The sequence below is a fragment of the Afifella pfennigii DSM 17143 genome (assembly GCF_000688515.1).
Classification (GTDB): Bacteria; Pseudomonadota; Alphaproteobacteria; order Rhizobiales; family Afifellaceae; genus Afifella; species Afifella pfennigii.
Map to the genome: position 1 here is coordinate 1 of NZ_JHZK01000020.1, position 22,004 is coordinate 22,004.

20 protein-coding genes and 1 pseudogene are annotated in these 22,004 nt (G+C 68.2%); 11 read left to right on the plus strand and 10 right to left on the minus strand.

Going from position 1 to position 22,004, the window contains the following annotated elements:
* Positions 1–318 (plus strand): annotated as a pseudogene (locus Q331_RS23940) (IS5/IS1182 family transposase); the annotation flags it as partial.
* Positions 319–424: 106 nt separating this feature from the next.
* Here Q331_RS23940 and Q331_RS21635 read toward each other — a convergent pair.
* The 5 genes from Q331_RS21635 to Q331_RS0113565 form a co-directional block, all read right to left on the minus strand.
* Entirely contained in the window at positions 425–1,015 is a 591-nt protein-coding gene (locus Q331_RS21635) for a Uma2 family endonuclease (RefSeq protein ID WP_051631160.1), read from the minus strand.
* A gap of 5 nt (positions 1,016–1,020) precedes the next feature.
* Positions 1,021–1,209: a hypothetical protein gene (locus Q331_RS0113550; RefSeq protein ID WP_026381127.1), complete on the minus strand. Its 189-nt coding sequence runs from the start codon at positions 1,207–1,209 to the stop codon at positions 1,021–1,023.
* Between the two features lies 1 nt (position 1,210).
* Entirely contained in the window at positions 1,211–2,053 is an 843-nt protein-coding gene (locus Q331_RS0113555) for a S49 family peptidase (protein WP_026381128.1), read from the minus strand.
* A gap of 81 nt (positions 2,054–2,134) precedes the next feature.
* Positions 2,135–2,899 (minus strand): tRNA1(Val) (adenine(37)-N6)-methyltransferase, encoded by a 765-nt coding sequence (locus Q331_RS21640; RefSeq protein ID WP_034492204.1) that lies wholly within the window; start codon positions 2,897–2,899, stop codon positions 2,135–2,137.
* A gap of 9 nt (positions 2,900–2,908) precedes the next feature.
* Positions 2,909–3,142 carry a putative signal transducing protein gene (locus tag Q331_RS0113565; protein ID WP_026381129.1) on the minus strand — a complete coding sequence of 78 codons (234 nt, stop codon included), beginning with the start codon at positions 3,140–3,142 and terminating at the stop codon, positions 2,909–2,911.
* Positions 3,143–3,277: 135 nt separating this feature from the next.
* Between Q331_RS0113565 and Q331_RS0113570 the strand changes: the two genes are divergently transcribed.
* From Q331_RS0113570 to Q331_RS0113585, 3 genes are all read left to right on the plus strand, one after another.
* Positions 3,278–4,294 carry a polyprenyl synthetase family protein gene (locus tag Q331_RS0113570; protein ID WP_026381130.1) on the plus strand — a complete coding sequence of 339 codons (1,017 nt, stop codon included), beginning with the start codon at positions 3,278–3,280 and terminating at the stop codon, positions 4,292–4,294.
* Between the two features lie 120 nt (positions 4,295–4,414).
* On the plus strand, positions 4,415–6,409 hold the full coding sequence (locus Q331_RS21645) for a tetratricopeptide repeat protein (RefSeq protein WP_051631161.1): 1,995 nt from the start codon (positions 4,415–4,417) through the stop codon (positions 6,407–6,409).
* Positions 6,406–7,293, plus strand: coding sequence for a 4-(cytidine 5'-diphospho)-2-C-methyl-D-erythritol kinase (locus tag Q331_RS0113585; RefSeq protein ID WP_026381131.1), 888 nt, complete (start codon positions 6,406–6,408; stop codon positions 7,291–7,293). The genes Q331_RS21645 and Q331_RS0113585 overlap by 4 nt, the downstream gene beginning before the upstream one ends.
* 58 nt (positions 7,294–7,351) lie before the next feature.
* Here Q331_RS0113585 and Q331_RS0113590 read toward each other — a convergent pair whose 3' ends face one another.
* The gene (locus Q331_RS0113590) at positions 7,352–7,702 is read right to left on the minus strand and encodes a hypothetical protein (protein ID WP_034492208.1); all 351 of its coding nucleotides are present in this window, start codon (positions 7,700–7,702) and stop codon (positions 7,352–7,354) included.
* A 198-nt stretch (positions 7,703–7,900) separates the two neighbouring features.
* Here Q331_RS0113590 and Q331_RS0113595 point away from each other — a divergent pair, with 198 nt between their 5' ends.
* Genes Q331_RS0113595 through glyS form a run of 3 tightly spaced genes read left to right on the plus strand, consistent with a single transcriptional unit; the run spans position 7,901 to position 11,599 of the window.
* Positions 7,901–8,815: a glycine--tRNA ligase subunit alpha gene (locus tag Q331_RS0113595; protein WP_034492249.1), complete on the plus strand. Its 915-nt coding sequence runs from the start codon at positions 7,901–7,903 to the stop codon at positions 8,813–8,815.
* Position 8,816: 1 nt separating this feature from the next.
* On the plus strand, positions 8,817–9,284 hold the full coding sequence (locus Q331_RS0113600) for a hypothetical protein (RefSeq protein WP_026381134.1): 468 nt from the start codon (positions 8,817–8,819) through the stop codon (positions 9,282–9,284).
* Positions 9,285–9,292: 8 nt separating this feature from the next.
* Positions 9,293–11,599 (plus strand): glycine--tRNA ligase subunit beta, encoded by a 2,307-nt coding sequence (gene glyS, locus Q331_RS0113605; protein WP_026381135.1) that lies wholly within the window; start codon positions 9,293–9,295, stop codon positions 11,597–11,599.
* Positions 11,600–11,682: 83 nt separating this feature from the next.
* On the opposite strand, the gene Q331_RS23470 is transcribed toward glyS, so the two are convergent.
* From Q331_RS23470 to Q331_RS0113625, 4 genes are read right to left on the minus strand one after another with little or no spacing between them, the layout of a single operon-like run.
* Complete coding sequence (locus tag Q331_RS23470; RefSeq protein WP_169738511.1) at positions 11,683–12,384, minus strand: contact-dependent growth inhibition system immunity protein; 702 nt, start codon at positions 12,382–12,384, stop codon at positions 11,683–11,685.
* Positions 12,377–13,078, minus strand: a complete 702-nt coding sequence (locus Q331_RS23475) for a contact-dependent growth inhibition system immunity protein (protein ID WP_169738512.1) — start codon at positions 13,076–13,078, stop codon at positions 12,377–12,379. The genes Q331_RS23470 and Q331_RS23475 overlap by 8 nt, the downstream gene beginning before the upstream one ends.
* Positions 13,071–13,637, minus strand: a complete 567-nt coding sequence (locus Q331_RS21655; RefSeq protein ID WP_034492213.1) for a contact-dependent growth inhibition system immunity protein — start codon at positions 13,635–13,637, stop codon at positions 13,071–13,073. Before Q331_RS21655 ends, Q331_RS23475 begins: the two co-directional genes overlap by 8 nt.
* Positions 13,627–15,267 (minus strand): endonuclease toxin domain-containing protein, encoded by a 1,641-nt coding sequence (locus Q331_RS0113625; RefSeq protein WP_026381139.1) that lies wholly within the window; start codon positions 15,265–15,267, stop codon positions 13,627–13,629. The genes Q331_RS21655 and Q331_RS0113625 overlap by 11 nt, the downstream gene beginning before the upstream one ends.
* Before the next feature lie 281 nt (positions 15,268–15,548).
* Here Q331_RS0113625 and nadA point away from each other — a divergent pair, with 281 nt between their 5' ends.
* The 4 genes from nadA (at position 15,549) to ppdK (ending at position 21,968) form a co-directional block, all read left to right on the plus strand.
* Positions 15,549–16,637: a quinolinate synthase NadA gene (nadA, locus tag Q331_RS0113630; protein WP_084175059.1), complete on the plus strand. Its 1,089-nt coding sequence runs from the start codon at positions 15,549–15,551 to the stop codon at positions 16,635–16,637.
* 64 nt (positions 16,638–16,701) lie between these two features.
* Positions 16,702–18,330, plus strand: coding sequence for an L-aspartate oxidase (locus Q331_RS0113635; protein ID WP_026381141.1), 1,629 nt, complete (start codon positions 16,702–16,704; stop codon positions 18,328–18,330).
* Positions 18,302–19,168 (plus strand): carboxylating nicotinate-nucleotide diphosphorylase, encoded by an 867-nt coding sequence (nadC, locus tag Q331_RS0113640; protein ID WP_034492252.1) that lies wholly within the window; start codon positions 18,302–18,304, stop codon positions 19,166–19,168. Before Q331_RS0113635 ends, nadC begins: the two co-directional genes overlap by 29 nt.
* A 118-nt stretch (positions 19,169–19,286) precedes the next feature.
* A complete protein-coding gene (gene ppdK, locus Q331_RS0113645; protein ID WP_026381143.1) occupies positions 19,287–21,968 on the plus strand; it encodes a pyruvate, phosphate dikinase in 2,682 nt (893 codons plus the stop codon).
* Positions 21,969–22,004: the final 36 nt, after the last annotated feature.

Consider the following 22,004-nt stretch of genomic DNA (forward strand, 5'->3'; position numbering starts at 1 on the left):
GGCTACCGCGGCCACGATGCGCCAAGGCCGCTCGGCGTCTTCCGCTCCGGGCAGAAGCGGGGCGTGTTCGGGGCCATCAAGAAGGAGCTCAGAAGACGATCCGCCATCGAGGCCGTTATCGGACACCTCAAGACCGACGGCCACATGGGCCGCAACTTCCTCAAGGGACGCCACGGCGACCACGCCAATGCCGTCCTCACCGCCGCCGGCTACAACTTCCGCCTCATCCTCCGCTGGCTGAGGCTTCTCTTGCGCCTCATCCTGGAGGCCTTTGCCAAAGCCATTGGCCCCAAAACCGCGCTCCAGACGGCTTCTTAACAGTCAACTTTTCACGAACGTCAGAAATCGGGCTGGCGGAGAGCGATACTCTGGCGCCCCGCGCCGAGCATAGCTGACGGGGGGCGTCCCACTCGCGGAAGGAACCTCAGTCCGTCAGCTTCGTGCCGCGATAGATATCGGCCACCCTCGCCTCAAACCCGAACGCCGGAAGGCGGAGGATATCTTCGAGCGAAGTGAGCTCGCGCATCGTCCAGTCCTCCTCTCGCGCCCAGGCGCGCACGCGGACCTCATCCTGATCGATGGTGAGGCAATAGAGGTTGTCGGGGTGGCGCTGATAGAGCTCGATGTTGCGTGCGATCATCTCGGCGGTGTTGGACGGCGAGACGACTTCCGCTGCCAGGTAGAAGATCGTGGCGTAGCGGCCCGAAATCCTGTCAACCGGCACGACCACGACATCGGGCTCGGGATTGAAGTCGTCCACGCCAGGTATCCGCACCCCCATTTCCTCGAAGGCTTCCCAGCCGGGGTGGCTCGTTTCCAGAGCATCGTCCAGGAGGCGAGCGAAGCGCTTGCTGATCTTGTGGTGATCCACATCGGGGGGAACCATCATCATGGCGAGACCGTCCACAAGCTGCCAGCGCTCCTCGTCCGGCCGGCCCATGTAGAATTCCACAAACTGGTCGGCCGTCCAGAGGCCGGCGCCGCGCGTCTCGGTCTTCGTCGCCGGCGCCGCCATGGCCCCTACTCGCGCTCGCGCGGCCGGTAGCGGCCCGTCGCCCGGTCGAGCTCCAGGGTCTCGCCGCGATCCTCCGCGCGCACCTTTTCCGCCTCGCGCACCTTGTTGTCGACGCGGGCCATCTCCTTCTTCAGCGCCTTCCAGGCGACATAGCCGCCGACGGCGAGAAGACCGAGGAAAACGAGCTGGGGCATCCTAGCCTCCGAAACGCTGTCGCAGACTACGCTCTTCGAGGGCCTGCCAAAAGCCCTCGCCGGCCGCCGCGGCGAGGCCGTGACCGACCCTGCCGGAGCGCAGGCCGAAGAGGCCGCGCTCGCCGCCGATCAGCTTCAGGCGCACCTTGTCGCCGTATTTCTCGCGCAGCACCTGGCGCATGTCGCCGAGACGGTCGGCAAGGCCGAGCGAGACCGCGCGCTTGCCAGACCAGAAGGCGCCGGAGAAGATCTCCGGGTCCTCGGCGAGGACGGCGCCGCGGCGCGCGCGCACCAGGTCGATGAAGAGCTCGTGCACCTCCTCCTGGATGGCTTTGAGCCGCGCCACGTCCTCCGCCTTCTCCGGCTGGAAAGGATCGAGGATCACCTTGGATTCGCCGGACGTGTAGACGCGGCGCTCGATGCCGAGCTTGTGGATGGCGTCCACGAAGCCGAAGCCGGCGGAGACGACGCCGATGGAGCCGACGATGGAGGCCGGATCGCAGATGATCTCATCGCCGGCGCAGGCGATCATGTAACCGCCAGAGGCGCAGACATCCTCCACGAAGACGATGACGTGCTTCTCCTTCTCCTCGGCCAGGGCGCGGATGCGCTTGTAGATGAGATGCGACTGGACCGGCGCGCCGCCGGGCGAATCGACGACGAGCGCCACCGCCTTGGCGCTCTTGATGGCGAAGGCCTTCTTCAAAGGCCCGGCGACGGAGCCGAGCGACAGGCCGGGACGGAAGCGGCTGACGCGGCCGATGGTGCCGGAAAGGCGCACGACCGGAACGACCGGATGGCCCTGCCAGGCGGAGGGCAGATATTTCTTGAAACTGTCGGGCATGGGGCTCGGCAGATCTCCTGGGTTGGTCAGGCGCAAGATGGGCGCGGCCGGGCGGTTTGACCAGGGGCGAAGCCTGCGTTTCTAGACAAGCGCGAAATCGGCCCGCCCGCGCAGCACCTCGTCGATCTCCGCCGTCCAGCCGCCGTCCGGCAGGTGCAGGACGCGGCCGGCAAGAAGCTTCAGAGGTGCCCTGCCGGCAAGGCTGGCGGCGACGAGAACGCGGCTCGCCGCTTCGCCTTCACGCGGATGGAAGGGCAGGACCGCCACGCCGCCGAAGCGGGGTGCGAGATGGCGAAGAATGTCGGCGAGCCGGTCGGCGCGGTGGATGAGGACAAGGCGGCCGCCTTTCCTCAGGAGCCGGGCGGCGGCGGCGATCCAATCGCGGAGCGGTTCCCTCTTCGCCTGATGGGCAAGGCGCCGGCGCGCATCCGGCGAGGGGCTCGCGGTTTCGTGAAGATAAAAGGGCGGATTGGCGAGGACGAGGCTCGGCCTTTCCGGGGCGAGCCTTTCCGCCAGCGCCGCATCCGTGACATCGGCGCGCAGGAAGCGGACCCGGCCGGCGAAGGCGGCATTGGCGGCAAGGCCCCTGGCGGCCTCTGCCTCGGCGATCGCCATCTCGTCGAGATCGAGGCCGAGGAGCGAAAGCTCGGGGCAGCGGGCGGCGAGCGACAGGGCGACGGCGCCGGTGCCGCAGCCGAACTCGACCGCCAGGCCGCGCGCGCCCGCCGGCACGCCCGCCTGGAGAAGCGCCGCGTCGAGGCCCGGCCGATGACCGGAAGCCGGGCGCACCAGCTCCACCCTTCCGCCGAGAAAACCGTGGGTCGCAGGCTGCCGCGGACGGCTCATGAAAGCGGCTCAGCCGCGGCGGCGGGCCGAGAGCTCCTCGCCAAGCCCCGCCTCCGCCAGAATACGCTCCGCCCTGCCGCTATCATTCGCCTCCACCAGAACCCGGCGCGGCAATATGCCAAGCGAGCCTTCCATGATGCTCATATTGACGTCGGCCACCGCATAGTGGACTCCAGATTCCTTCAGCAGCGCCTCCACGAACGAGATCAGCGCAAGGTCATTGGTGCGGATCAGCTCTTCCATCCTGTCACCCTTTGGGCGTAGACACGGCGCCCTGACGCCAGCTTTCCATGGAGCAGCCGGCGCATTGCGCGCGAATCTGTCTCTTTCCGCCGTGCGGTATCCGCTCTAACCTTCGTTCCAGCAAGGAGTTCTCAATTGGGCGTTATCCTGTCGCTTGAGGAGCGGAAGTCGGGCGGAGCCTCGCTCGAGCCGCTGGTGGAATCCACTCGCGCTGGCATGGAGGCCGTGAACCGGCTCATCCTAGAGCGCACCGGCTCGCAAGTCACTTTGATACCGGAAGTGGCGCGCTATCTCGTCGATAGCGGCGGCAAACGCATGCGCCCGATGCTGACGGTCGCCTGCGCGCAGGCCTGCGGCTACGAGGGCGACGGCCATGTCCGCCTCGCCGCCGCGGTGGAGTTCATGCATACGGCAACCCTTTTCCACGACGACGTGGTGGATGAGAGCAATACGCGCCGCGGCAAGCGCACGGCGCGCCTGCTATGGGGCAACAAGGAGACGGTGCTGGTCGGCGACTTCCTGCTCGGCCAGGCCTTCAAGATGATGGTCGATGTCGGCTCCATCGATTCGCTGCGGGTGCTGTCGGACGCCTCGGCCACCATTGCCGAAGGCGAGGTGATGCAGCTCGGCACGGCGAAGAACACGGAAACCACCGAGGACGAATATCTGCAGGTGATCCGCTCCAAGACGGCGGCGCTGTTCCAGGCGGCGGCCGAGGTCGGGCCGATCGTCGCCGGCGCCGACCGGGCGACGCGGGCCGCCTTCCGCTCCTTCGGCGCCAATCTCGGCATCGCCTTCCAGCTCGTCGACGACGCGCTCGATTATGGCGGCGCCACGCCCGCCCTCGGCAAGAATGTCGGCGACGATTTCCGCGAGGGCAAGCTGACCCTGCCGGTGGTGCTCTCCTACAGGCGCGGCACGCCGGAGGACCGCGAATTCTGGCGCCGGGCGCTGGTGGAGGGCGAAACCTCCGACACCGAGCTGCAGCACGCGCTCCAGATCCTCGAAAAAACCGGCGCGCTCGCCGATACGGTCGACCGCGCCAAGCATTACGGCGCCATGGCACGCGACGCGCTGGCCCCGGTGCCGGAAAGCGAAGAGAAGGCGGCGCTTCTGGGAGCGGTTGAATTTTGTGTCGCACGCGTCCATTGAAGGTACGCGGTTTTCAAGCTCAAATGTGGGGGAACGGGGCGTTCGGCGCATCCGCCAGAACGCCATTGACCTAAGGCTTGGGCCGATCGGGCCGTAACGAGCCGAGATGGGAGCTCCCAGATGAGGCTTTCAAGCACCAGGCATTCTTTCCGGCACAGGGTGGGCGCCGGCCTGCTTATCGCCACGCTCGCCCTCGCCAGCGCCGGTGCCGGTGCCGGCGGCGCAGCTTTCGCCAAGACCGCCGATGGCGACGACCGGATCGACCTTTCCAGCTTCGCCGGCACGCTCCTGGCAGCGCGGGCGGCAGACGACAGCAAGGACATCGTTCGCGGCGCGCGCTTCTATCGCAAGGCCTACCAGAGCGATCCGAGCAATCCTCTGTGGCTGGAACGAGCGGTCGTGCTGACCACCGCGGAGGGCGATATCCGCACCGCCCTGCCGCTCGCCCGCGACCTCGTCAAACAGGCCTCCGACAGCCAGATCGCCAGCTTCATCCTGGTCACCGATCTCATTCGCCGCGAGCGCTACCGGGAGGCGCTGGAACGTCTGCGGGAGACCGATAACGGCGCCCTTGCCGCGCTCACCTCCGGGCTTCTGACCGCCTGGTCGCAATACGCCGTCGGCGAGGGCGAGACGGCGCTCGCCACCATCGAGGCGCTGGAAGGCGAGACCTGGTACGAGCCGTTCAAACTCTTGCATGGCGGCTTCATCGCCAACCTCCTCGGCGACAAGGAGGCCGCGCTCGCCAAATTCGGCAAGGCCTTCGAGCGCGACGAGGGGGCGGTGCGGATCGTGGAGGCCTATGCCCGCCAGCTGGCGCGCAACGGCGAGCGCGACAAGGCGCAGGAAGTCCTGGAGGAATTCCTGGAGCGCTTCCCGGACAACGCGCTGGCGGCGCAGACGATCGAGGAGATCGCCGCCGGCGGCGAGGTCCGCCAGGCCATCAACGGCCCGCAAGAGGGCGCCGCGGAGGCCTTCTCCGGCATCGGCGCCGCCATCGGCCAGGAAGGCGGGTTCGAGCTGGCGGCCGTCTATCTGCGGCTGGCGCTTCATCTCGATCCTGCCTCGGGGGGCGGACTTGCCGCCCTGTCGCTGGGCAATCTCTTCGACGTCAACGGGCTCGGCGACCAGGCCATCGCCGTCTTGCAGGCCATCCCGAAGAACGCTCCCTTCCGTCCGCTCGGCACGCTGCGCTCGGCGATCGTCTTGGACCGGGAGGATCGCGTCGAGCAGGCGCGCAACGCCTTCGAGGAGGCCATCCGGCGCAATCCGGAAGACATCCAGGCCTATGTCGCCTACGGCAACATGCAGCGCGGGCGCGAGAAATACGAAGCGGCGGCGGAGATCTACAGCCAGGCGATCGCCAAGGTGGAGGAGCCGGCCCGCAACGACTGGACGCTCTTCTATTTCCGCGGCATCGCCTATGAGCGCTCCAAGCAATGGCCGAAGGCGGAAGCGGACTTCAAGACGGCGCTGGAGCTCTATCCGGACCAGCCGCTGGTCCTTAATTATCTCGGCTATTCCTGGGTCGATATGGGCATGCACCTGGAAGAAGCGCTGGAGATGATCAAAAAGGCGGTGGAGCTGAGGCCCAATGACGGCTTCATCGTCGACAGTCTCGGCTGGGCCTATTACCGGCTCGGCCGCTACGAGGAAGCGGTGGAGGAGCTGGAGCAGGCCGTGGCGCTGCAGCCCTCCGATCCGGTCATCAACGACCATCTGGGCGACGCCTACTGGAAGACCGGGCGCAAGCTGGAGGCGCAGTTCCAGTGGCGCCATGCGCGCGACCTCGGCGCCAAGCTTCCCGAGCTTGAGGTGATCAATCGCAAGATCGCCGCCGAAGCGCTGGTGGAGACGGCGCCGCGCGTCGACGTCAAGCCGGAAGGCGAGAAGGATTCCAGCTTCCGGCATACCGACGACGCCCGCCATGCCGGCATCAGCGAGCGCGAGGAGACCTATGTGGTGCGGCCGGGCGATTCCTTGTGGGAGATCGCCAACCGCCTTTTCGGCAACGGGCCTGCCTATCTCGCCATCCTGGAAGCCAACCGCGATATCCTCTCCAACGCCAACGCGCTGCGACCGGGCATGCGCCTGAAGATCCCGGGCGAGCTTTGAGGCCAGCGAGCGAGGCCGTCGCCCGCCAGGCCTGCGCCAAGATCAATCTCGCCCTGCATGTCACCGGGCGGAGGGCGGACGGCTACCACCTTCTCGACACGCTGGCCGTGTTCACCGGGCTCGGCGAGGGGATGGGCGACGCGCTTCGCTTCGTCTCGGCGGACGAGCTGAGCCTGCACGTCACCGGGCGCTTCGGCGCCGAAATCCCGCGCGGGCCCGACAATCTCGTTCTGCGGGCGGCACGGGCGCTCGCCGAGCGCTGCCCCGACCGTCCCATCCGTGGCGCCGATATTTTCCTCGACAAGGAGCTGCCGGCGGGCGCGGGGATCGGCGGCGGCTCGTGCGATGCCGCCGCGACGCTGCTGGCGCTCAACGATTTGTGGCATTGCCGCCTCGACATGAAGAGCCTGGTGGAGATCGGCGCCGGCCTCGGCGCCGACGTGCCGATGGGGCTTTTCGCCAGCGCCCTCAGAGCGAGGGGAATAGGCGAGGAGATCTCCCTTTTGCCCTTCCTGCCGGCCTTGCCCGTCGTCCTCGTCTGGCCGGGCCGGCCGGTCTCCACGGCCAAGGTGTTCGCCGCCCTATGCCGCCACGATGGCGATCCGGTGCCGCCCGTGCCGGAGCGCCTCGCCGATCCGGCGGCCGTCACCGCCTATCTCGGCGCCACCCGCAACGACCTGCAGGACGCGGCCATCGCGACTGAACCGGCGATCGAGCAGGCGCTTCAGGCACTGGCGCAGACGCCGGCGCTGATGGTGCGCATGTCGGGCTCCGGCTCCACCTGCTTCGGCATCTACGACGACGCGCAAACGGCCGAGACGGCCGCGGAGGCGCTGGCGGAGGCCCATCCCGAGTGGTGGGTCCGCGCCGCGCTCGCCGGCTGAGCCAAACGCAAGAGCGGGCCCGCTTGCGGCAGGCCCGCCCCGGAAAATCGCCCTCGGCTCAGCGGGCGCAGACATTCGCCTTAACGACGCCGTTCACCCTGGTGAGATGGTAGCAGTCGAGCACCGTCTGCATGCGGCCGTTGACGAAGAGCCGGCGCACGCGGCAGCTGCAATCCTCGCCCTGCTTCACCCGGCGGATGCGCCGGTTCGGCCTGTTCGGGCGGTTCGGCCGCGGGCGCACATGGGTGAGCGGGCCGATATTGAGACGCGCGAAGCTGCCGCCGTCGTTACCGGGGCCACCGCCGCCGCGGCCGCCGCCGCCATTGCCCTGTCCCTGGGCGGCGGCGATCGTGGCACCGCCTAGAAGGATCGCGGCCAAGACCGCCAGCGTCATGAGCTTTCTCATCATCGTCGTCGCTCCTTTCGGCTCCCTCGCCTTGGCCCGTAGGTGCCGGGCGGGCGCGGAAAGGTTCATTGGAGCGGGCCCAAAGCCGAAAAGGCCGGCGCTTGACCGCTTGCCGCCGCCGTGGCAGGCAGCTTGCGCGGCGCCACGGTGCGCCGATCCCGCGAGATCAAGTCGATCAGAGAGACCGCCGCTTTGGAGCATATGAGCCCGAGGCGCTCCTTCCAGGGCCTCATTCTCACGCTGCAGCGATACTGGGCCGAACGGGGCTGCGTCATCCTGCAGCCCTACGACATGGAAGTTGGCGCCGGCACCTTCCATCCGGCGACGACGCTGCGCGCCCTCGGGCCGCGCCCCTGGAACGCGGCCTATATGCAGCCCTCGCGCCGGCCGACCGACGGACGCTACGGCGAGAACCCGAACCGCCTGCAGCATTACTACCAGTTCCAGGTGATCCTGAAGCCCTCGCCGCCCGACCTTCAGGAGCTCTATCTCGGCTCTTTGGAGGCCATCGGCATCGACGCCGCCATCCACGATATCCGCTTCGTGGAGGACGATTGGGAAAGCCCGACGCTCGGTGCCTGGGGGCTCGGCTGGGAGTGCTGGTGCGACGGGATGGAAGTCTCGCAATTCACCTATTTCCAGCAGGTCTGCGGCTTCGACTGCGCCCCTGTCGCGGGCGAGCTGACCTACGGGCTGGAGCGGCTCGCCATGTATGTGCAGGGCGTCGACAACGTCTTCGACCTCAACTTCAACGGCCGCGAGGGCGCCGAGAAGGTGAGCTACGGCGAGGTCTTCCTGCAGGCGGAGCGCGAATATTCGCGGCACAATTTCGAGCACGCCAATACCGAACGGCTGCTGCGCCACTTCCAGGACGCGGAGGCGGAATGCCAGGCGCTGCTGGCGACCGGCCGGGCCGAAGCGGAGCGCGACGGCGGCCCGCACCGCATGGTGCTGCCCGCCTACGACCAGTGCATCAAGGCGAGCCACATCTTCAACCTGCTCGATGCGCGCGGCGTCATCTCGCCGACGGAGCGGCAGAACTACATCCTAAGGGTGCGCGGCCTTGCCATCGCCTGCGGCGAGGCCTGGCTGATGACCGAGGCGGGAGGCGCCTGAGATGGCCGATATGCCCTACGAGGACAGTGGCGCGCCGAGCCCCCCTCCCCCGCAAGCGGCCAAGCGCGTGCCGATGGTCTTCACCGCCGAGAGCTGGACGGCAAGTTTCCGCTTCAACCGCTCCGGCCGGATGGAGAGCGAGGCGGCCTACGCCACCGGCGAGCTTGCCTGGCGGGGCGCCGACGAGCGGGCGCATAGGAGGCCGGCGCGCCTTTCGCTGATCAAGCGCGAGGCCAACGAACGGCTGGAGCTCTCCCTGTCGGCAGAAGCGGGCCGCATCACCGTGCCGCTCGACGAGGGGGCGCTGCAGCGCATGATCGAGCGCTTCAAGGATTACGTCAGCGGCCACAACATGGTGCTGCGCGCCGTCTTCAACGCCGCCGAGGACGCCTCCGGGCAGTATCTGGACGTCGTCGATATCAGTTTCTCCTCTCCCGAGGCCCGCGGCACGAGAGCGAGCGAGGAGTAGAGCCCGCCATGCCCGAACTTCTCATCGAGCTCTTCTCGGAGGAAATCCCCGCGCGCATGCAGGCGCGCGCGGCGGAGGACCTGAAACGCCTGGTCACCGACGGGCTCGTGGAGGCCGGTCTCACCTATGAGGGCGCCAAGGGCTTCGCCACGCCGCGGCGGCTGGCCCTGACGGTGCAGGGCGTCACCGCCCGCTCCGCCGATCTTCGCGAGGAACGCCGCGGCCCGCGCGTCGGCGCGCCGGAAAAGGCGGTGGAAGGCTTTCTGCGCGCCGCCGGGCTCTCCTCCATCGAGGAGGCGCGGATCGAAAGCGACCCCAAGAAGGGCGATTTCTACCTCGCCACCATCGAAAAGCCCGGCCGGGCCGCCGAGGAGATCATCGCCGAGCTTCTGCCGAAGGTGATCCGCGGCTTTCCCTGGCCGAAATCGATGCGCTGGGGCGCCGCTTCCGCGCCGACCGATTCCCGCTTCGCGGCGCCGGGCGCAGAGGGCACCGCCTCGCTGCGCTGGGTGCGGCCGCTGCGTTCCATCCTGTGCAGCTTCGGCCCGGAGACGGAGGACCCTGAGGTGATCGAGGTCGCCATCGGCGATCTTGTCTCCTCCAACCTCACCTTCGGCCATCGCTTCATGGCGCCGGAGCCGATCACCGTGCGCCGCTTCGACGACTACGTCGCCAAGCTGGAAGCGGCGAAGGTGGTGCTGGATGCGGAGCGCCGGCAGAACATCATCGCCACGGAAGCGAAGAACCTCGCCTTCGCGCAGGGCCTGGAGGTGGTGGAGGACAAGGGCCTTCTGGAAGAGGTGGCCGGGTTGGTGGAATGGCCGGTCGTTCTGATGGGCGCCTTCGACAAGGGCTTTCTCGACATCCCGCAGGAAGTGATCCGCCTCACCATCCGCCAGAACCAGAAATGCTTCGTGCTGAAGGACGCTGCGAACGACGCCCTGACCAGCCGCTTCCTGCTCGTCGCCAACCTTGAGGCCAGCGACGGCGGCAAAGAGATCGTCGCCGGCAACGAGCGGGTGATCGCGGCGCGGCTTGCCGATGCGCGCTTCTTCTACGAGCAGGATCTGGCGACGCCCCTGGAGGAATGGGGCAAGAAGCTTTCCGCCGTCACCTTCCACGACAAGCTCGGCACGCAGGCGCAGCGCGTTGACCGCATCGCCAGGCTCGCCAGCGCGCTCGCCCCGCTCCTCGGCGCCCGCCACGAGGCGGCGGAGCGCGCGGCACGCCTTGCCAAGGCCGACCTTCCGACCGGCATGGTCGGCGAGTTTCCCGAGCTGCAAGGGGTGATGGGCCGCTACTACGCCAGGGCCCAGGGCGAGAGCGGGCATGTCGCCGACGCCATCCGCGACCATTACAAGCCGCAGGGGCCGGGCGAGGCCGTGCCCAGCGAGCCGGTCGCCATCGCCGTCGCGCTCGCCGACAAGCTCGACACCTTGACCGGCTTCTGGGCCATCGGCGAAAAGCCCACCGGCTCCAAGGACCCTTATGCGCTCAGAAGGGCGGCGCTCGGCGTCATCCGCATCGTCCTGGAGAACGAGCTGAGGCTGTCGCTAAAGCCGCTTTTCGCGGATGCCCTGAAGGCGGCCCCCGCCGCATCCGGCGCCCACGAGGTGGCGGCCGACCTCCTCGCCTTCTTCGCCGACCGCCTCAAAGTCCATCTGCGCGAGGAGGGCGCGCGCCACGACCTCATCGACGCCGTTTTTGCACTCGGTCAGGCAGCAAACCCCGACCCTCCCCTGCAAGGGGAGGGTCGGGGCGAAGCCCCGGGGTGGGATGGAGCCAAGAGCGCCGAGTCTGCCGCCTCACTCCCTCCCGCGCCTGGCGGCGCGACCTCCCCCCTCAAGGGGGAGGAAAGGAGCAAGCCGCTAGGCCCTGCGCAGGACGACCTCTTGGTGATCGTCCGCCGCGTCGCGGCGCTGGGGCAATTCCTCGATTCAGAGGACGGGCAGAACCTCCTCACCTCCTATCGCCGCGCCGCCAACATCCTGCGCGCGGAGGAGAAGAAGGACGGCATCAGCCATGAAGGCGAGCCCGACCACGCGCTCATCCATCAGAGCGGCCAGGAGGAGGAGCGCCGGCTTCTCGCCGTCATCGAGAGCGTGGAAGCCCATGTCGCCGCGCATCTTGGCGAGGAGGACTTTGCCGGCGCCATGGCGCAGCTCGCCGAGTTGCGCCCGGCGGTCGACGCCTTCTTCGACCATGTGACGGTGAACGCGGAGGATGCGGCGCTGCGCGCCAACCGGCTGAAGCTCCTGTCGCGCATCCGCGTGGCGATGCACAAGGTCGCCGATTTCTCCAAGATCGGCGGCTGAGAGATCGGCCGCCGGGCGGGGCGGGGGAAGCGCAGAGAGGTCAGACGGCGGCGCTCATCGCGCCGCAAGAGCAGCGCAGGCCCTCAGGCATTGCGGCTTTTCTCCAGCGCCGCGTTGATCGCCGCGCCGAGCTCCGCGTCGGAAACGCTTTCTGGCAGGACGGTCGGCTGAATGCCCGGAATGCCTTCCCATCCGCCGCGGCCGGCATAACGCAATGCGTCCACTTCCAGAGCACCGTCTTGCAGCTCCAGCGCGACAAGCCCCGCCCCTCCATAAAGGGCCTTCTGCGTCTTGACGCCCGCAAGCGCCTTTTCACGCGCCTCGAAGGCTTGGATTTCATCATCGGTTGGAAACCTAATCACGCTGTCCCATTCCGGGTGATCCGGAGCGATGAAGCGGCTTGCCGCAAGAGCGGCCCGCGCCTCGCGTCCAAGATCGACGTCGGTCATTTGAGGGCGAAAAACGTTGTTGTACCCGGCGGGATCGGGATGCGCCGAGCGATACACCGCCTGGGACAGGATCCTCGTAAAGAAGCGATACCCACGAACTTGGGCTTGTTTGCGCTGCCTAGGCGGCGGCGGCTTAGGCTCGAACCTCCTTTCGCGACGGATTCGCGCTCGCAGCTGCTCGATGGCTCGTTCACGGCTCGCCTCGGCGGCGCTCAGATGGGAGGCCGGCTGGTCCTCCTCTCGCTGCTCTCCCAGCCAGGCGCGCAGCCGGCGCCAGAGCGTGCCCGACCCGGCACCGCCCCGCCGCGACCCGGCAAGGCCGTTGCCCTCAGGCATTGCGGCTTTTCTCCAGCGCCGCGTTGATCGCCGCGCCGAGTTCCGCGTCGGAAACGCTTTCGGGCAGGATCGTCGACTGAATGCCCGGAATGCCTTCCCAGGCCCCGCGGCCGGCATAACGCCAAGGAGCGAGTTCAATGCGGCCGTCTTGAAGACTAAGGCTGACGGAGCCCGCCCCTTGATAAAGCGCCTTACGCGTCTTGACGCCGGCATGAGCCATTTCGCGCGCCTCAGCGGCACGGAACTCTTCGTCCGTCCGAAATCGCATAAGGCGCTCCCACTCGGGATGCTCTGGCGTGATGAAGCGGCTTGCCGCAAGAGCGGCCCGCGCCTCGCGGCCAAGATCAGCATTGAGCATCTTGGACGGATGACGCTCATCATATCCCCTCGGGTCGGCATGTGCCGAGCCATAGACCGCGTGTGAGAGGATGCGCGTGAAAGCCCGATACGCCAATATCGTCGCTTCTTTATGCGGCACTGGTGGCGGCGGCTCATCTTCGAACCTTCTTTCCCGCAACACGCGAGCACGAATTTGCTCGATGGCTCGTTCACGGCTCGCCTCGGCGGCGCTCAGATGGGAGGCTGACTGGTCCTCCTCTCGCCGCTCTCCCAGCCAGGCGCGCAGCCGGCGCCAGAGCGTGCCCGACCCGGCGGCGCCCCGCCGCGACCCGGCAAGGCCGTTGCCCTCAGGCATTGCGGCTTTTCTCCAGCGCCGCGTTGATCGCCGCGCCGAGTTCCGCATCGGAAACGCTTTCTGGCAGGACGGTCGGCTGAATGCCCGGAATGCCTTCCCATCCGCCGCGGCCGGCATAGCGCCAAGGCGCGAGTTCAATGCGGCCGTCTTGAAGACTAAGGCTGACGGAGCCCGCCCCTTCATAAAGCGCCTTACGCGTCTTGACGCCCGCAAGCGTCTTTTCACGCGCTTCTTCGGCACGGAGTTCCGCGTCCGTCCCAAATCGCATGAGGCTGTCCCATTCCGGATGATCCGGCGTGATGAAGCGGCTTGCCGCAAGAGCGGCCCGCGCCTCGCGGCCGAGATCCACATCGGTCATCTTTGCCGGATGGACCCGATTATAGCCTTTGGGGTCGGGATGCGCGGAACGATACACCGCCTGGGACAGGACCTTCGTAAAGAAGCGATATGCGGTAACATCGGCGCTTTGCCATTCCTCAGGCGGCGGGGGCTTGGGCTCGAACCTCCTTTCGCGACGGATTCGCGCTCGCAGCTGCTCGATGGCTCGTTCACGGCTCATTGATGAAGCTCACTCTGAGTTCCACGCCAAGGCCTTCAGCATATCGCAACGCACGCCTGAGTTGAATAACTCGATCTTTGGCTGTGTCTTCGGGAACGGCTAGTTCGATCTTTCTCGACGCGATCTTACCTTGCGTCAGGTGGCGAGTTGAGACTATGTTTCCACGGAACCTGGCAATCTCATCAACGTATCGCTTGACGACTCCATAGACGCGGGTCGGGTGCGTTGCATACCCCAATGCACGCGTATCGAGCGTCTTGGCGCTTGTCGCCATTCCTGTCGCAGGCTCAAAGAAATCGATCGTCTTGAAGTTGGCCGGAAGCCGCCGGCCAAATTCGCCCGTAGCTTCCAGAGCATCCTCCCAGGGAATGCCCTGTGCCTTGATGCCGCGGCCCCAGACGATGCCGGGATTGTCGATAACCGGCCAATCGACATCGGCCGGGTCGCGGCGGAGCTCGGCGGCAAGCTCCTCAAGCTCCTCCTTGGTCTTCTTCGCGTCGCCGGCATCGTCCCCGCGCCCGGCCCGCCAAAGGATGCGCGAGGGGAAAAGCCACGGCGCGGCGTTGAGGAGGATGAGCGTGTCGACATAGGCGCGCTCGCGATGCGCCGCGCGCAGCTCTTCTTCGCTGGCGAGCCCCTGGCGGTAGGCCCCGCCCAACAGGGCCGGGCGCCGCTGCAGGGCGAGGAAGTAGGCGCCGAGCGCCCGCGCCAGCTCCGGAGCGTCCTGGAAGAAGGCGATGATGGCGGCGGCGCGCCCGCGGATCGCATCGTGAAAAGCGTCGAGCTCGGCGCGCTCGCCGCCGGCAAGCTCGCCCAGAATCTCCCTGCCCAGGAGGTAGCCGTAGCGGGAGGCTGGGAGCCCATACTCGCCAAGGAGGCGGGCCAGCTCCGGCAAGACGAGGATGCGCGGAAGCTGCTCCGGAATGGCGCCCAGCGCATCGAGGGCGAAGTCGCGCGCCGCCTCGACAACGCCGTCCGCGGTGGCCCCGGCAAGGCGCAGATGGTGGCCGATGCCGGTGTCGGGAGGCTCTTGCGGCGCCTCCTCCTCCACATAGGGCTCGGCCCAGCAGCGGCAGTTATAGGCCTCGCCCGGATGGCCCTCCTCCGGCGGCTCGTCCCAGGCGAAGATCTTGTCGTCGTGGCGGGCGTGGAGCGGGCGGACCTTGTCGTCGTCGCGCGAGCGCCAGACATAGCGGTCGATGCCGAGCGCCTGCTGGCGCAGCGCGTTGATCTGCCCGGAAAAGCGGCGCAGCAGCGCCTCCTCCATGAGACGGCGCGCCTCCTGAAGCCGCTCCGGCTCGCCGGCAAGGCGCGCGGCGATGGCCAGAAGCCGCCGTTCCCATTCGGCTAGAGCCGCCTCGCGCTCGGCACCGACATCGGCAAGGTCCGCGGGGCGGAGCCTGCGGCCGAGGAAATCCGGCAGGGCGGCGGCCAGCATGGCGGCGTTGAGATGGATCGCCGCGTTCAGCCGGGCGCGAAAGCGGGCGCGAAGCCGCGCCGCTCCGACAAGGCCATGCGCGCGAAAGCCTTCCTCGCGGGCGCGCTCGCCGGCCTTTTGCGCGGCGAGAAAGAGCCGCGCGGCGGCCATCTCGGCACGCAAATCCAAAAGCTCCGGGTGGACCTTCAGCATCTCGCCTCACCTCGCCTGGTGGAGCGAAGTGTGCGGGGCCGAGAGACGGCGGGGATAAATCAGGCGGCGGGGATCAAGGCGCGGGCGGCGAAAGGAGGAAGACGGCGCGCGGCGCCGCCGCCTGCGACACCAAGAGCGCACGCCGTGCGTGACAGGCCGGCGACATACGCCTTGCGCAAAGCCGCGCCTGCGCCTATTTGAACAGCAACCGGCTTTGCCGGGTTTTGTTTGGCCCAGCTTATGCTCAATTTGAGTATAAGGTACAGACGGGAGGGGCGAGTATGGCTCAGCATCAGGCGGCGATGGCCGCGATCGGGAGCGAGGAGGCGCGCCCGCTCGGCGGGGCCGCGGCGCGCTTCGGCGTCAAGCCCTATCCCGACCTTGCCTATACGCCCGAGATCGCCGAGGCGACGGCGCCGATTTACGAAAAGGTCCGCCACGTCATCCCGGCCATCGAATGGCCGGTGCACGCGCCCTACGTCTTCCACATCAACCGGCTCAAGGCGGAACGGGGCGCCATTATCCTCGCCCATAATTACCAGACGCCGGAAATCTTCTGGGGCGTCGCCGATATCGTCGGCGACTCGCTGCAACTCGCCCAGGAAGCGGCGAAGTCAAAGGCGGAAATCATCGTCCAGTGCGGCGTGCACTTCATGGCCGAGACCTCCAAAATCCTCTGCCCGGACAAGACCGTCCTCATCCCCGACAGCGGCGCCGGCTGCTCGCTCGCCGCCTCCATCACCGGGGCCGATGTGCGGCTTTTGCGCGAGGCGCATCCGGGCGTGCCCATCGTCGCCTATGTCAACACCTCGGCGGAGGTGAAGGCGGAGGTCGATATCTGCTGCACCTCCTCCAACGCCGTGGAGGTGGTGGAAAGCCTTGGCGCCGACACCGTCATCCTCCTGCCGGACCAGTATCTGGCGAAATGGGTCGCCACGCAGACGGATGTGAAGATCATCACCTGGCACGGGGCCTGCGAGGTGCACGAGCGCTTCACCGGCGAGGAACTTCGCGCCTATCGCCAGGCCGATCCCAATATCCGCATCATCGCCCATCCGGAATGCCCGCCGGACGTTCTCGCCGAGGCCGACTTCACCGGCTCCACGGCGAAGATGATCAAATGGGTGCATGACGAGCACCCGGAAAAGGTGCTGATGGTGACGGAATGCTCCATGGCCGACAACGTCGCCGGCGAGGCGCCGGGCATCGATTTCGTGCGGCCCTGCAACCTGTGCCCGCATATGAAGCGCATCCAGCTGCCGAAGATCCTCGACAGCCTCGTCTATATGAGCGAGGAGGTCGTCATCGATCCGCTGATCGCCGAGAAAGCCCGCCGCTCGGTGGAGCGGATGGTGCATTTGAAGAGCTGAGGCAGCAACCGGCGGAGCCGGCCTTCGGCCGGTCCCTTCCTCCCAACAAGAAACGAAGGCCGGCTTGAGCCTCACCCCCTCCCCCTTTCCGCCGCAATCCTGGGCCGGCATCGACGACGTGGTCATCGTCGGCGGCGGGCTCGCCGGCCTCTTCTGCGCCCTGAAGCTGGCGCCGCGGCCGGTCACCATCATCACCGCCGCGCCGATCGGCGAGGGCGCCTCCTCCGGCTGGGCGCAGGGCGGCATCGCCGCGGCGATGGACGCCGAAGACAGCGTGGAGGACCATCTCGCCGACACCATCGCGGCCGGCGCCGGCCTCGTCGACGGGCCGATCGCCCGCGGCATGGCCGAAGAGGCCTCGGCGCGCATCCACGACCTTCTCTCCTATGGCGTGCCCTTCGACCGCGACCTTGCCGGCCAATTGAAGCTCTCGCGCGAGGCGGCGCATTCGCGCCACCGCATCGTGCGCGTCGGCGGCGACCGGGCCGGCGCGGCGATCATGCAGGCGCTGATAGAGGCGGTGCGCGAGACGCCCTCCATCCGCGTCCTGGAAGGCTTCGTCGCCGAAACGCTGAAGGCGGAAAGCACCTATGTGACGGGGCTGATCGCCCGCGACCGGCGGGGCGGGCTTTCCGCCCGCATCCTTTTGCCGACGCGCGCCGTCGTCCTTGCCTCCGGCGGCATCGGCCATCTTTACGCCGTCACCACCAACCCCCCGGAGGCGCGAGGCGAGGGCCTCGGCATGGCAGCGCGCGCCGGGGCGCTTATCGCCGACGCGGAATTCGTCCAGTTCCACCCGACCGCCGTCGATGTCGGCCGCGACCCGGCCCCGCTCGCTACCGAGGCGCTGCGCGGGGAAGGCGCGGCGATCGTCGACCGTCACGGCGAGCGCTTCATGTTCGAGACGCACGAGGCGGGCGAGCTCGCCCCGCGCGATATCGTGGCGCGCGCCGTGCATGCGGCGAAGATGTCCGGCCGCGGCGCCTTCCTCGATTGCCGCGAGGCGGTCGGGATGGAGTTTCCCGAACGCTTCCCGACCGTCTTCGCCGCCTGCATGGAGGCTGGCATCGACCCGCGCGAAGCGCCCATCCCCATCGCCCCGGCGGCGCATTACCATATGGGCGGGGTACATGTGGACGGGCTCGGCCGCACCTCGCTCGACGGGCTGTGGGCTTGCGGCGAAGTCGCCTCCACCGGCGCCCACGGCGCCAACCGGCTCGCCTCCAACTCGCTGCTGGAGGCCGTCGTCTTCGCCGCGCGCATCGCAGAGGACGTCCAGGGGCTGATGCCCAACCACCGGGTCGTGCGCTGGTCGGGCCAGTCGACGCCGGAGGGCGATGCCGACGAGCTCGGCGAAGAAGTGCTTCTGACGCGCCTGCGCCGCCTCATGGCGGAGGAGGTCGGCGTGGTGCGCTCGCAGGAAGGGCTGGAGCGGGCGCTGGAAGAGATCGCCGAGATGCAGGCGGCGGCGCGCCTTCCGAGCCTCGTCAACTCGCTCGCCGCCGCCAAGCTCGTCGCGGTGGCGGCGCTGCGGCGCGAGGAAAGCCGGGGGGCGCATTTCCGCGCCGACTTCCCGCATCCCGACCCGGCCGAGGCGCGGCGACGCTTCCTCACCCTGCCGCAGGCCGACGCCATCGCCAAGGCGATCACCGCCGCCTATCACGATGCGCGCCTTGAGGCCGGCCATGGCTGAGCTGGCGGACTTTCTGGTGGAAAGCGCGGTGCGCGCCGCGCTCGGCGAAGATCTCGGCCGCGCCGGCGACATCACCTCGGCGGCGACGATACCTGCCGACAGGCAGGCGCGCGCGGTCCTGCGCGCCCGCGCGACGGGCAGCCTCGCCGGCCTCGCCTTCGCGCGCGCAGCCTTCCTGACCATGGACCCGGCGGCGACGTTCCAGGCCTTTCGCGCCGACGGCGACAAGGTGGAAGCCGGCGCCGATATCGCCGCCGTCTCCGGCAAGGCACGGGCGCTGCTTGCGGCCGAGCGCACGGCGCTCAATTTCCTCTGCCACCTTTCCGGCATCGCCACGGCAACGGCGGCCTTCGCCGATGCGATCGCCCATACCAAGGCGAAAATCACCTGCACCCGCAAGACGCATCCGGGCCTCCGGGCGGCGCAGAAATACGCCGTCAGATGCGGCGGCGGCTCCAACCACCGCTACGGGCTCGACGATGCCATCCTGATCAAGGACAACCACATCGCCGTCGCCGGCGGGGTCGGCGAGGCGGTGCGCCGCGCCAGGCAATATGCCGGCCATCTCGTCAAGGTGGAGGTGGAGGTCGACACGCTGGAGCAGCTCAGCGAGGCGCTGGAAGCCGGCCCCGACGTGGTGCTTCTCGACAACATGGACCTTGCAACGCTGCGCCGGGCCGTCGCCATCAATGCCGGACGGGCGGTGCTGGAGGCCTCCGGCGGGGTGAGCCTTGCAAGCGTTGCCGGCATCGCGGAGACCGGCGTCGATTATATTTCCGCCGGCTTCATCACCCATTCGGCGCCGATCCTCGACCTTGCCCTCGACATCGATGTGTGAGGGGCGGCGCGTCGTCAGCGGCGTCCCGCTTCTCGGCGCCGCGTCATTGTCTGAAGCACGCTGAGCCGTTAAGCCGGACAATGGCGCGGAGCCGCCGCGGGCGCTTGCGGGGAAGAAGATGACGAAATGGGTGTATTCCTTCGGTGGCGGGGAGGCTGAAGGCTCGCGCGAGATGCGAGAACTCCTCGGCGGCAAGGGCGCGAATCTCGCCGAGATGGCCAGTCTCGGCCTGCCCGTGCCGCCCGGCTTCACGATCACCACAGAGGCCTGCAACCACTTCTACGCCGAGGGCCGCAAGCTGCCCGAGGGGCTCACCGAGGAGGTGGAGACGGCGCTCGCCAAGATCGAGGCGCTGCAGGGCAAGCGCTTCGGCAGCCGCGAGGCGCCGCTGCTCGTCTCCGTGCGCTCCGGGGCGCGCTCCTCCATGCCCGGGATGATGGATACCGTCCTCAATCTCGGCCTCAACGACGAGACCGTGGAGGCTCTGGCGGCGAGCGCCGACCGGCGCTTCGCCTACGATTCCTACCGGCGCTTCATCCAGATGTATTCCGACGTCGTGCTCGGCGTCGACCATCACGAGTTCGAGGCCATCCTGGAGGAAGAGCGCGAGGCGCGCGGCGCGGCGAGCGACACCGAACTCAGCGCCGAGGATTGGGAAACGATCGTCGCGCGCTTCAAGGCCCTGGTGGAGGAGATCAACGCGGCGCCCTTCCCGCAATCGCCGCGCGACCAGCTCTGGGGCGCCATCGGCGCGGTCTTCTCCTCCTGGATGAACGCCCGTGCCATCACCTACCGGAGCCTGCACGACATCCCCGAAAGCTGGGGGACGGCCGTCAACGTCCAGGCCATGGTTTTCGGCAATATGGGCGACAGCTCGGCGACGGGCGTCGCCTTCACCCGCGACCCGGCGACCGGCGAGAAGGCGCTCTACGGCGAATTCCTCGTCAACGCCCAGGGCGAGGACGTCGTCGCCGGCATCCGCACGCCGCAATATCTGACGGAAGCGGCGCGCATCGCCGCCGGCAGCGACGCGCCCTCGCTGGAGACGCTGATGCCGGAGCAGTTCGCCGAGTTCGCGGCGCATTCCGACCGGCTGGAGCGGCATTACCGCGACATGCAGGATCTGGAGTTCACCGTCGAGCGCGGCCGGCTGTGGATGCTGCAGACCCGCAACGGCAAGCGCACGACGCGGGCGGCGCTGAAAATCGCCACCGCGATGGCCGAGGAGGGGCTGATCAGCCGCGAGGAGGCGGTGATGCGCATCGAGCCCACCTCGCTCGACCAGCTATTGCATCCCACGCTCGACCCCAAGGCGGAGCGCAAGGTGATCGCCAAGGGCCTGCCCGCCTCGCCGGGCGCGGCCAGCGGCGAGATCGTCTTCACGCCCGACAAGGCCGACATCCTCACCAAGGAAGGCCATGCCGTCATCCTGGTGCGGCTGGAGACGAGCCCGGAAGACATCCAGGGCATGGCCTGCGCCCGCGGCATCCTGACCTCGCGCGGCGGCATGACCAGCCACGCCGCCGTCGTCGCCCGCGGCATGGGCAAGCCCTGCGTCAGCGGCGCCGGCGCGCTGAAGATCGACCACAAGGCCGGCACCATGACGGTGCTCGGCAAGACCTATGGCGAGGGCGATGTCATCACCATCGATGGCTCCAGCGGCGAGGTGATGGAAGGGCGCGTGGCGATGCTGCAGCCGGAGGTCTCCGGCGATTTCGCCACGCTGATGCAATGGGCCGACGCGGCGCGCCGGCTGAAGGTGCGCGCCAATGCCGAAACGCCGGAGGATGCGCGCGCGGCGCGCGATTTCGGCGCCGAGGGCATCGGGCTCTGCCGTACCGAGCACACCTTCTTCCAGGACGACCGCATCGTCGCCATGCGCGAGATGATCGTGGCGGGGGACACCCAGGCCCGCCGCAAGGCGCTCGCCAAGCTGCTGCCGCTGCAGCGCAAGGACTTTCTGGAGCTGTTTCAGGCCATGCGCGGCCTGCCGGTGACGATCCGCCTCCTCGATCCGCCGCTGCACGAATTCCTGCCCAAGGGCGAGCACGAAATCGCCGAGGTGGCGGCGGCGATGGGCACCGACGCGACTTTGCTCGGCGAGCGCATCCTGGAGCTGACGGAGGCCAATCCGATGCTCGGCAGCCGCGGCTGCCGGCTCCTGCTCCTGCACCCGGAAATCCCGGAAATGCAGACCCGCGCCATCATCGAGGCGGCGCAACAGGCCGCCCGCCTGACCGGCGAGCCGGTGACGCCGGAGATCATGGTGCCGCTGGTCGGCATGATCGGCGAGTTCAACCGCGTCAAAGCGGTGATCGACGCGGCGGCCGCGGCCGTCAACGAAGCCGGGGCGCCGAAGATCGACTATACGGTCGGCACCATGATCGAGTTGCCGCGGGCGGCGCTGCGGGCGCGCGAGCTCGCCGGCGAGGCGGCCTTCTTCTCCTTCGGCACCAACGACCTGACGCAGACCACCTTCGGCATCTCGCGCGACGACGCCGCCTCCTTCCTGACGCGCTATCAGGAGCTCGGCATCCTGGAGAAGGACCCGTTCGTCAGCATCGACACCGACGGGGTGGGCGCGCTGGTCCGGCTCGCCGCGCATGAGGGAAGGGCCGGCCGGCCGGATCTCAAGCTCGGCATCTGCGGCGAGCATGGCGGCGATCCCGCCTCCATCCACTTCTGCGAGCAGGCCGGCCTCGACTATGTCTCCTGCTCGCCCTACCGCGTGCCGGTGGCGCGGCTGGCCGCCGCGCAGGCGGTCATCGGCCGCACCACGGCGTCCTCGGAGACGGCGTAAAGTCTTGGCTGTGTGAATCCGATCACACCTTTGTCA

Bases quoted from the DNA above. Each gene is read 5' to 3' on its own strand.
- Q331_RS21635 (WP_051631160.1), bottom strand. From the start codon at position 1,015: ATGGCGGCGCCGGCGACGAAGACCGAGACGCGCGGCGCCGGCCTCTGG.
- Q331_RS0113550 (WP_026381127.1), bottom strand. From the start codon at position 1,209: ATGCCCCAGCTCGTTTTCCTCGGTCTTCTCGCCGTCGGCGGCTATGTC.
- Q331_RS0113555 (WP_026381128.1), bottom strand. From the start codon at position 2,053: ATGCCCGACAGTTTCAAGAAATATCTGCCCTCCGCCTGGCAGGGCCAT.
- Q331_RS21640 (WP_034492204.1), bottom strand. From the start codon at position 2,899: ATGAGCCGTCCGCGGCAGCCTGCGACCCACGGTTTTCTCGGCGGAAGG.
- Q331_RS0113565 (WP_026381129.1), bottom strand. From the start codon at position 3,142: ATGGAAGAGCTGATCCGCACCAATGACCTTGCGCTGATCTCGTTCGTG.
- Q331_RS21645 (WP_051631161.1), top strand. From the start codon at position 4,415: ATGAGGCTTTCAAGCACCAGGCATTCTTTCCGGCACAGGGTGGGCGCC.
- Q331_RS0113590 (WP_034492208.1), bottom strand. From the start codon at position 7,702: ATGATGAGAAAGCTCATGACGCTGGCGGTCTTGGCCGCGATCCTTCTA.
- Q331_RS0113595 (WP_034492249.1), top strand. From the start codon at position 7,901: ATGAGCCCGAGGCGCTCCTTCCAGGGCCTCATTCTCACGCTGCAGCGA.
- Q331_RS0113600 (WP_026381134.1), top strand. From the start codon at position 8,817: ATGGCCGATATGCCCTACGAGGACAGTGGCGCGCCGAGCCCCCCTCCC.
- glyS (WP_026381135.1), top strand. From the start codon at position 9,293: ATGCCCGAACTTCTCATCGAGCTCTTCTCGGAGGAAATCCCCGCGCGC.
- Q331_RS23470 (WP_169738511.1), bottom strand. From the start codon at position 12,384: ATGCCTGAGGGCAACGGCCTTGCCGGGTCGCGGCGGGGCGGTGCCGGG.
- Q331_RS23475 (WP_169738512.1), bottom strand. From the start codon at position 13,078: ATGCCTGAGGGCAACGGCCTTGCCGGGTCGCGGCGGGGCGCCGCCGGG.
- Q331_RS21655 (WP_034492213.1), bottom strand. From the start codon at position 13,637: ATGAGCCGTGAACGAGCCATCGAGCAGCTGCGAGCGCGAATCCGTCGC.
- Q331_RS0113625 (WP_026381139.1), bottom strand. From the start codon at position 15,267: ATGCTGAAGGTCCACCCGGAGCTTTTGGATTTGCGTGCCGAGATGGCC.
- nadA (WP_084175059.1), top strand. From the start codon at position 15,549: ATGGCTCAGCATCAGGCGGCGATGGCCGCGATCGGGAGCGAGGAGGCG.
- nadC (WP_034492252.1), top strand. From the start codon at position 18,302: ATGCGCGCCTTGAGGCCGGCCATGGCTGAGCTGGCGGACTTTCTGGTG.
- ppdK (WP_026381143.1), top strand. From the start codon at position 19,287: ATGACGAAATGGGTGTATTCCTTCGGTGGCGGGGAGGCTGAAGGCTCG.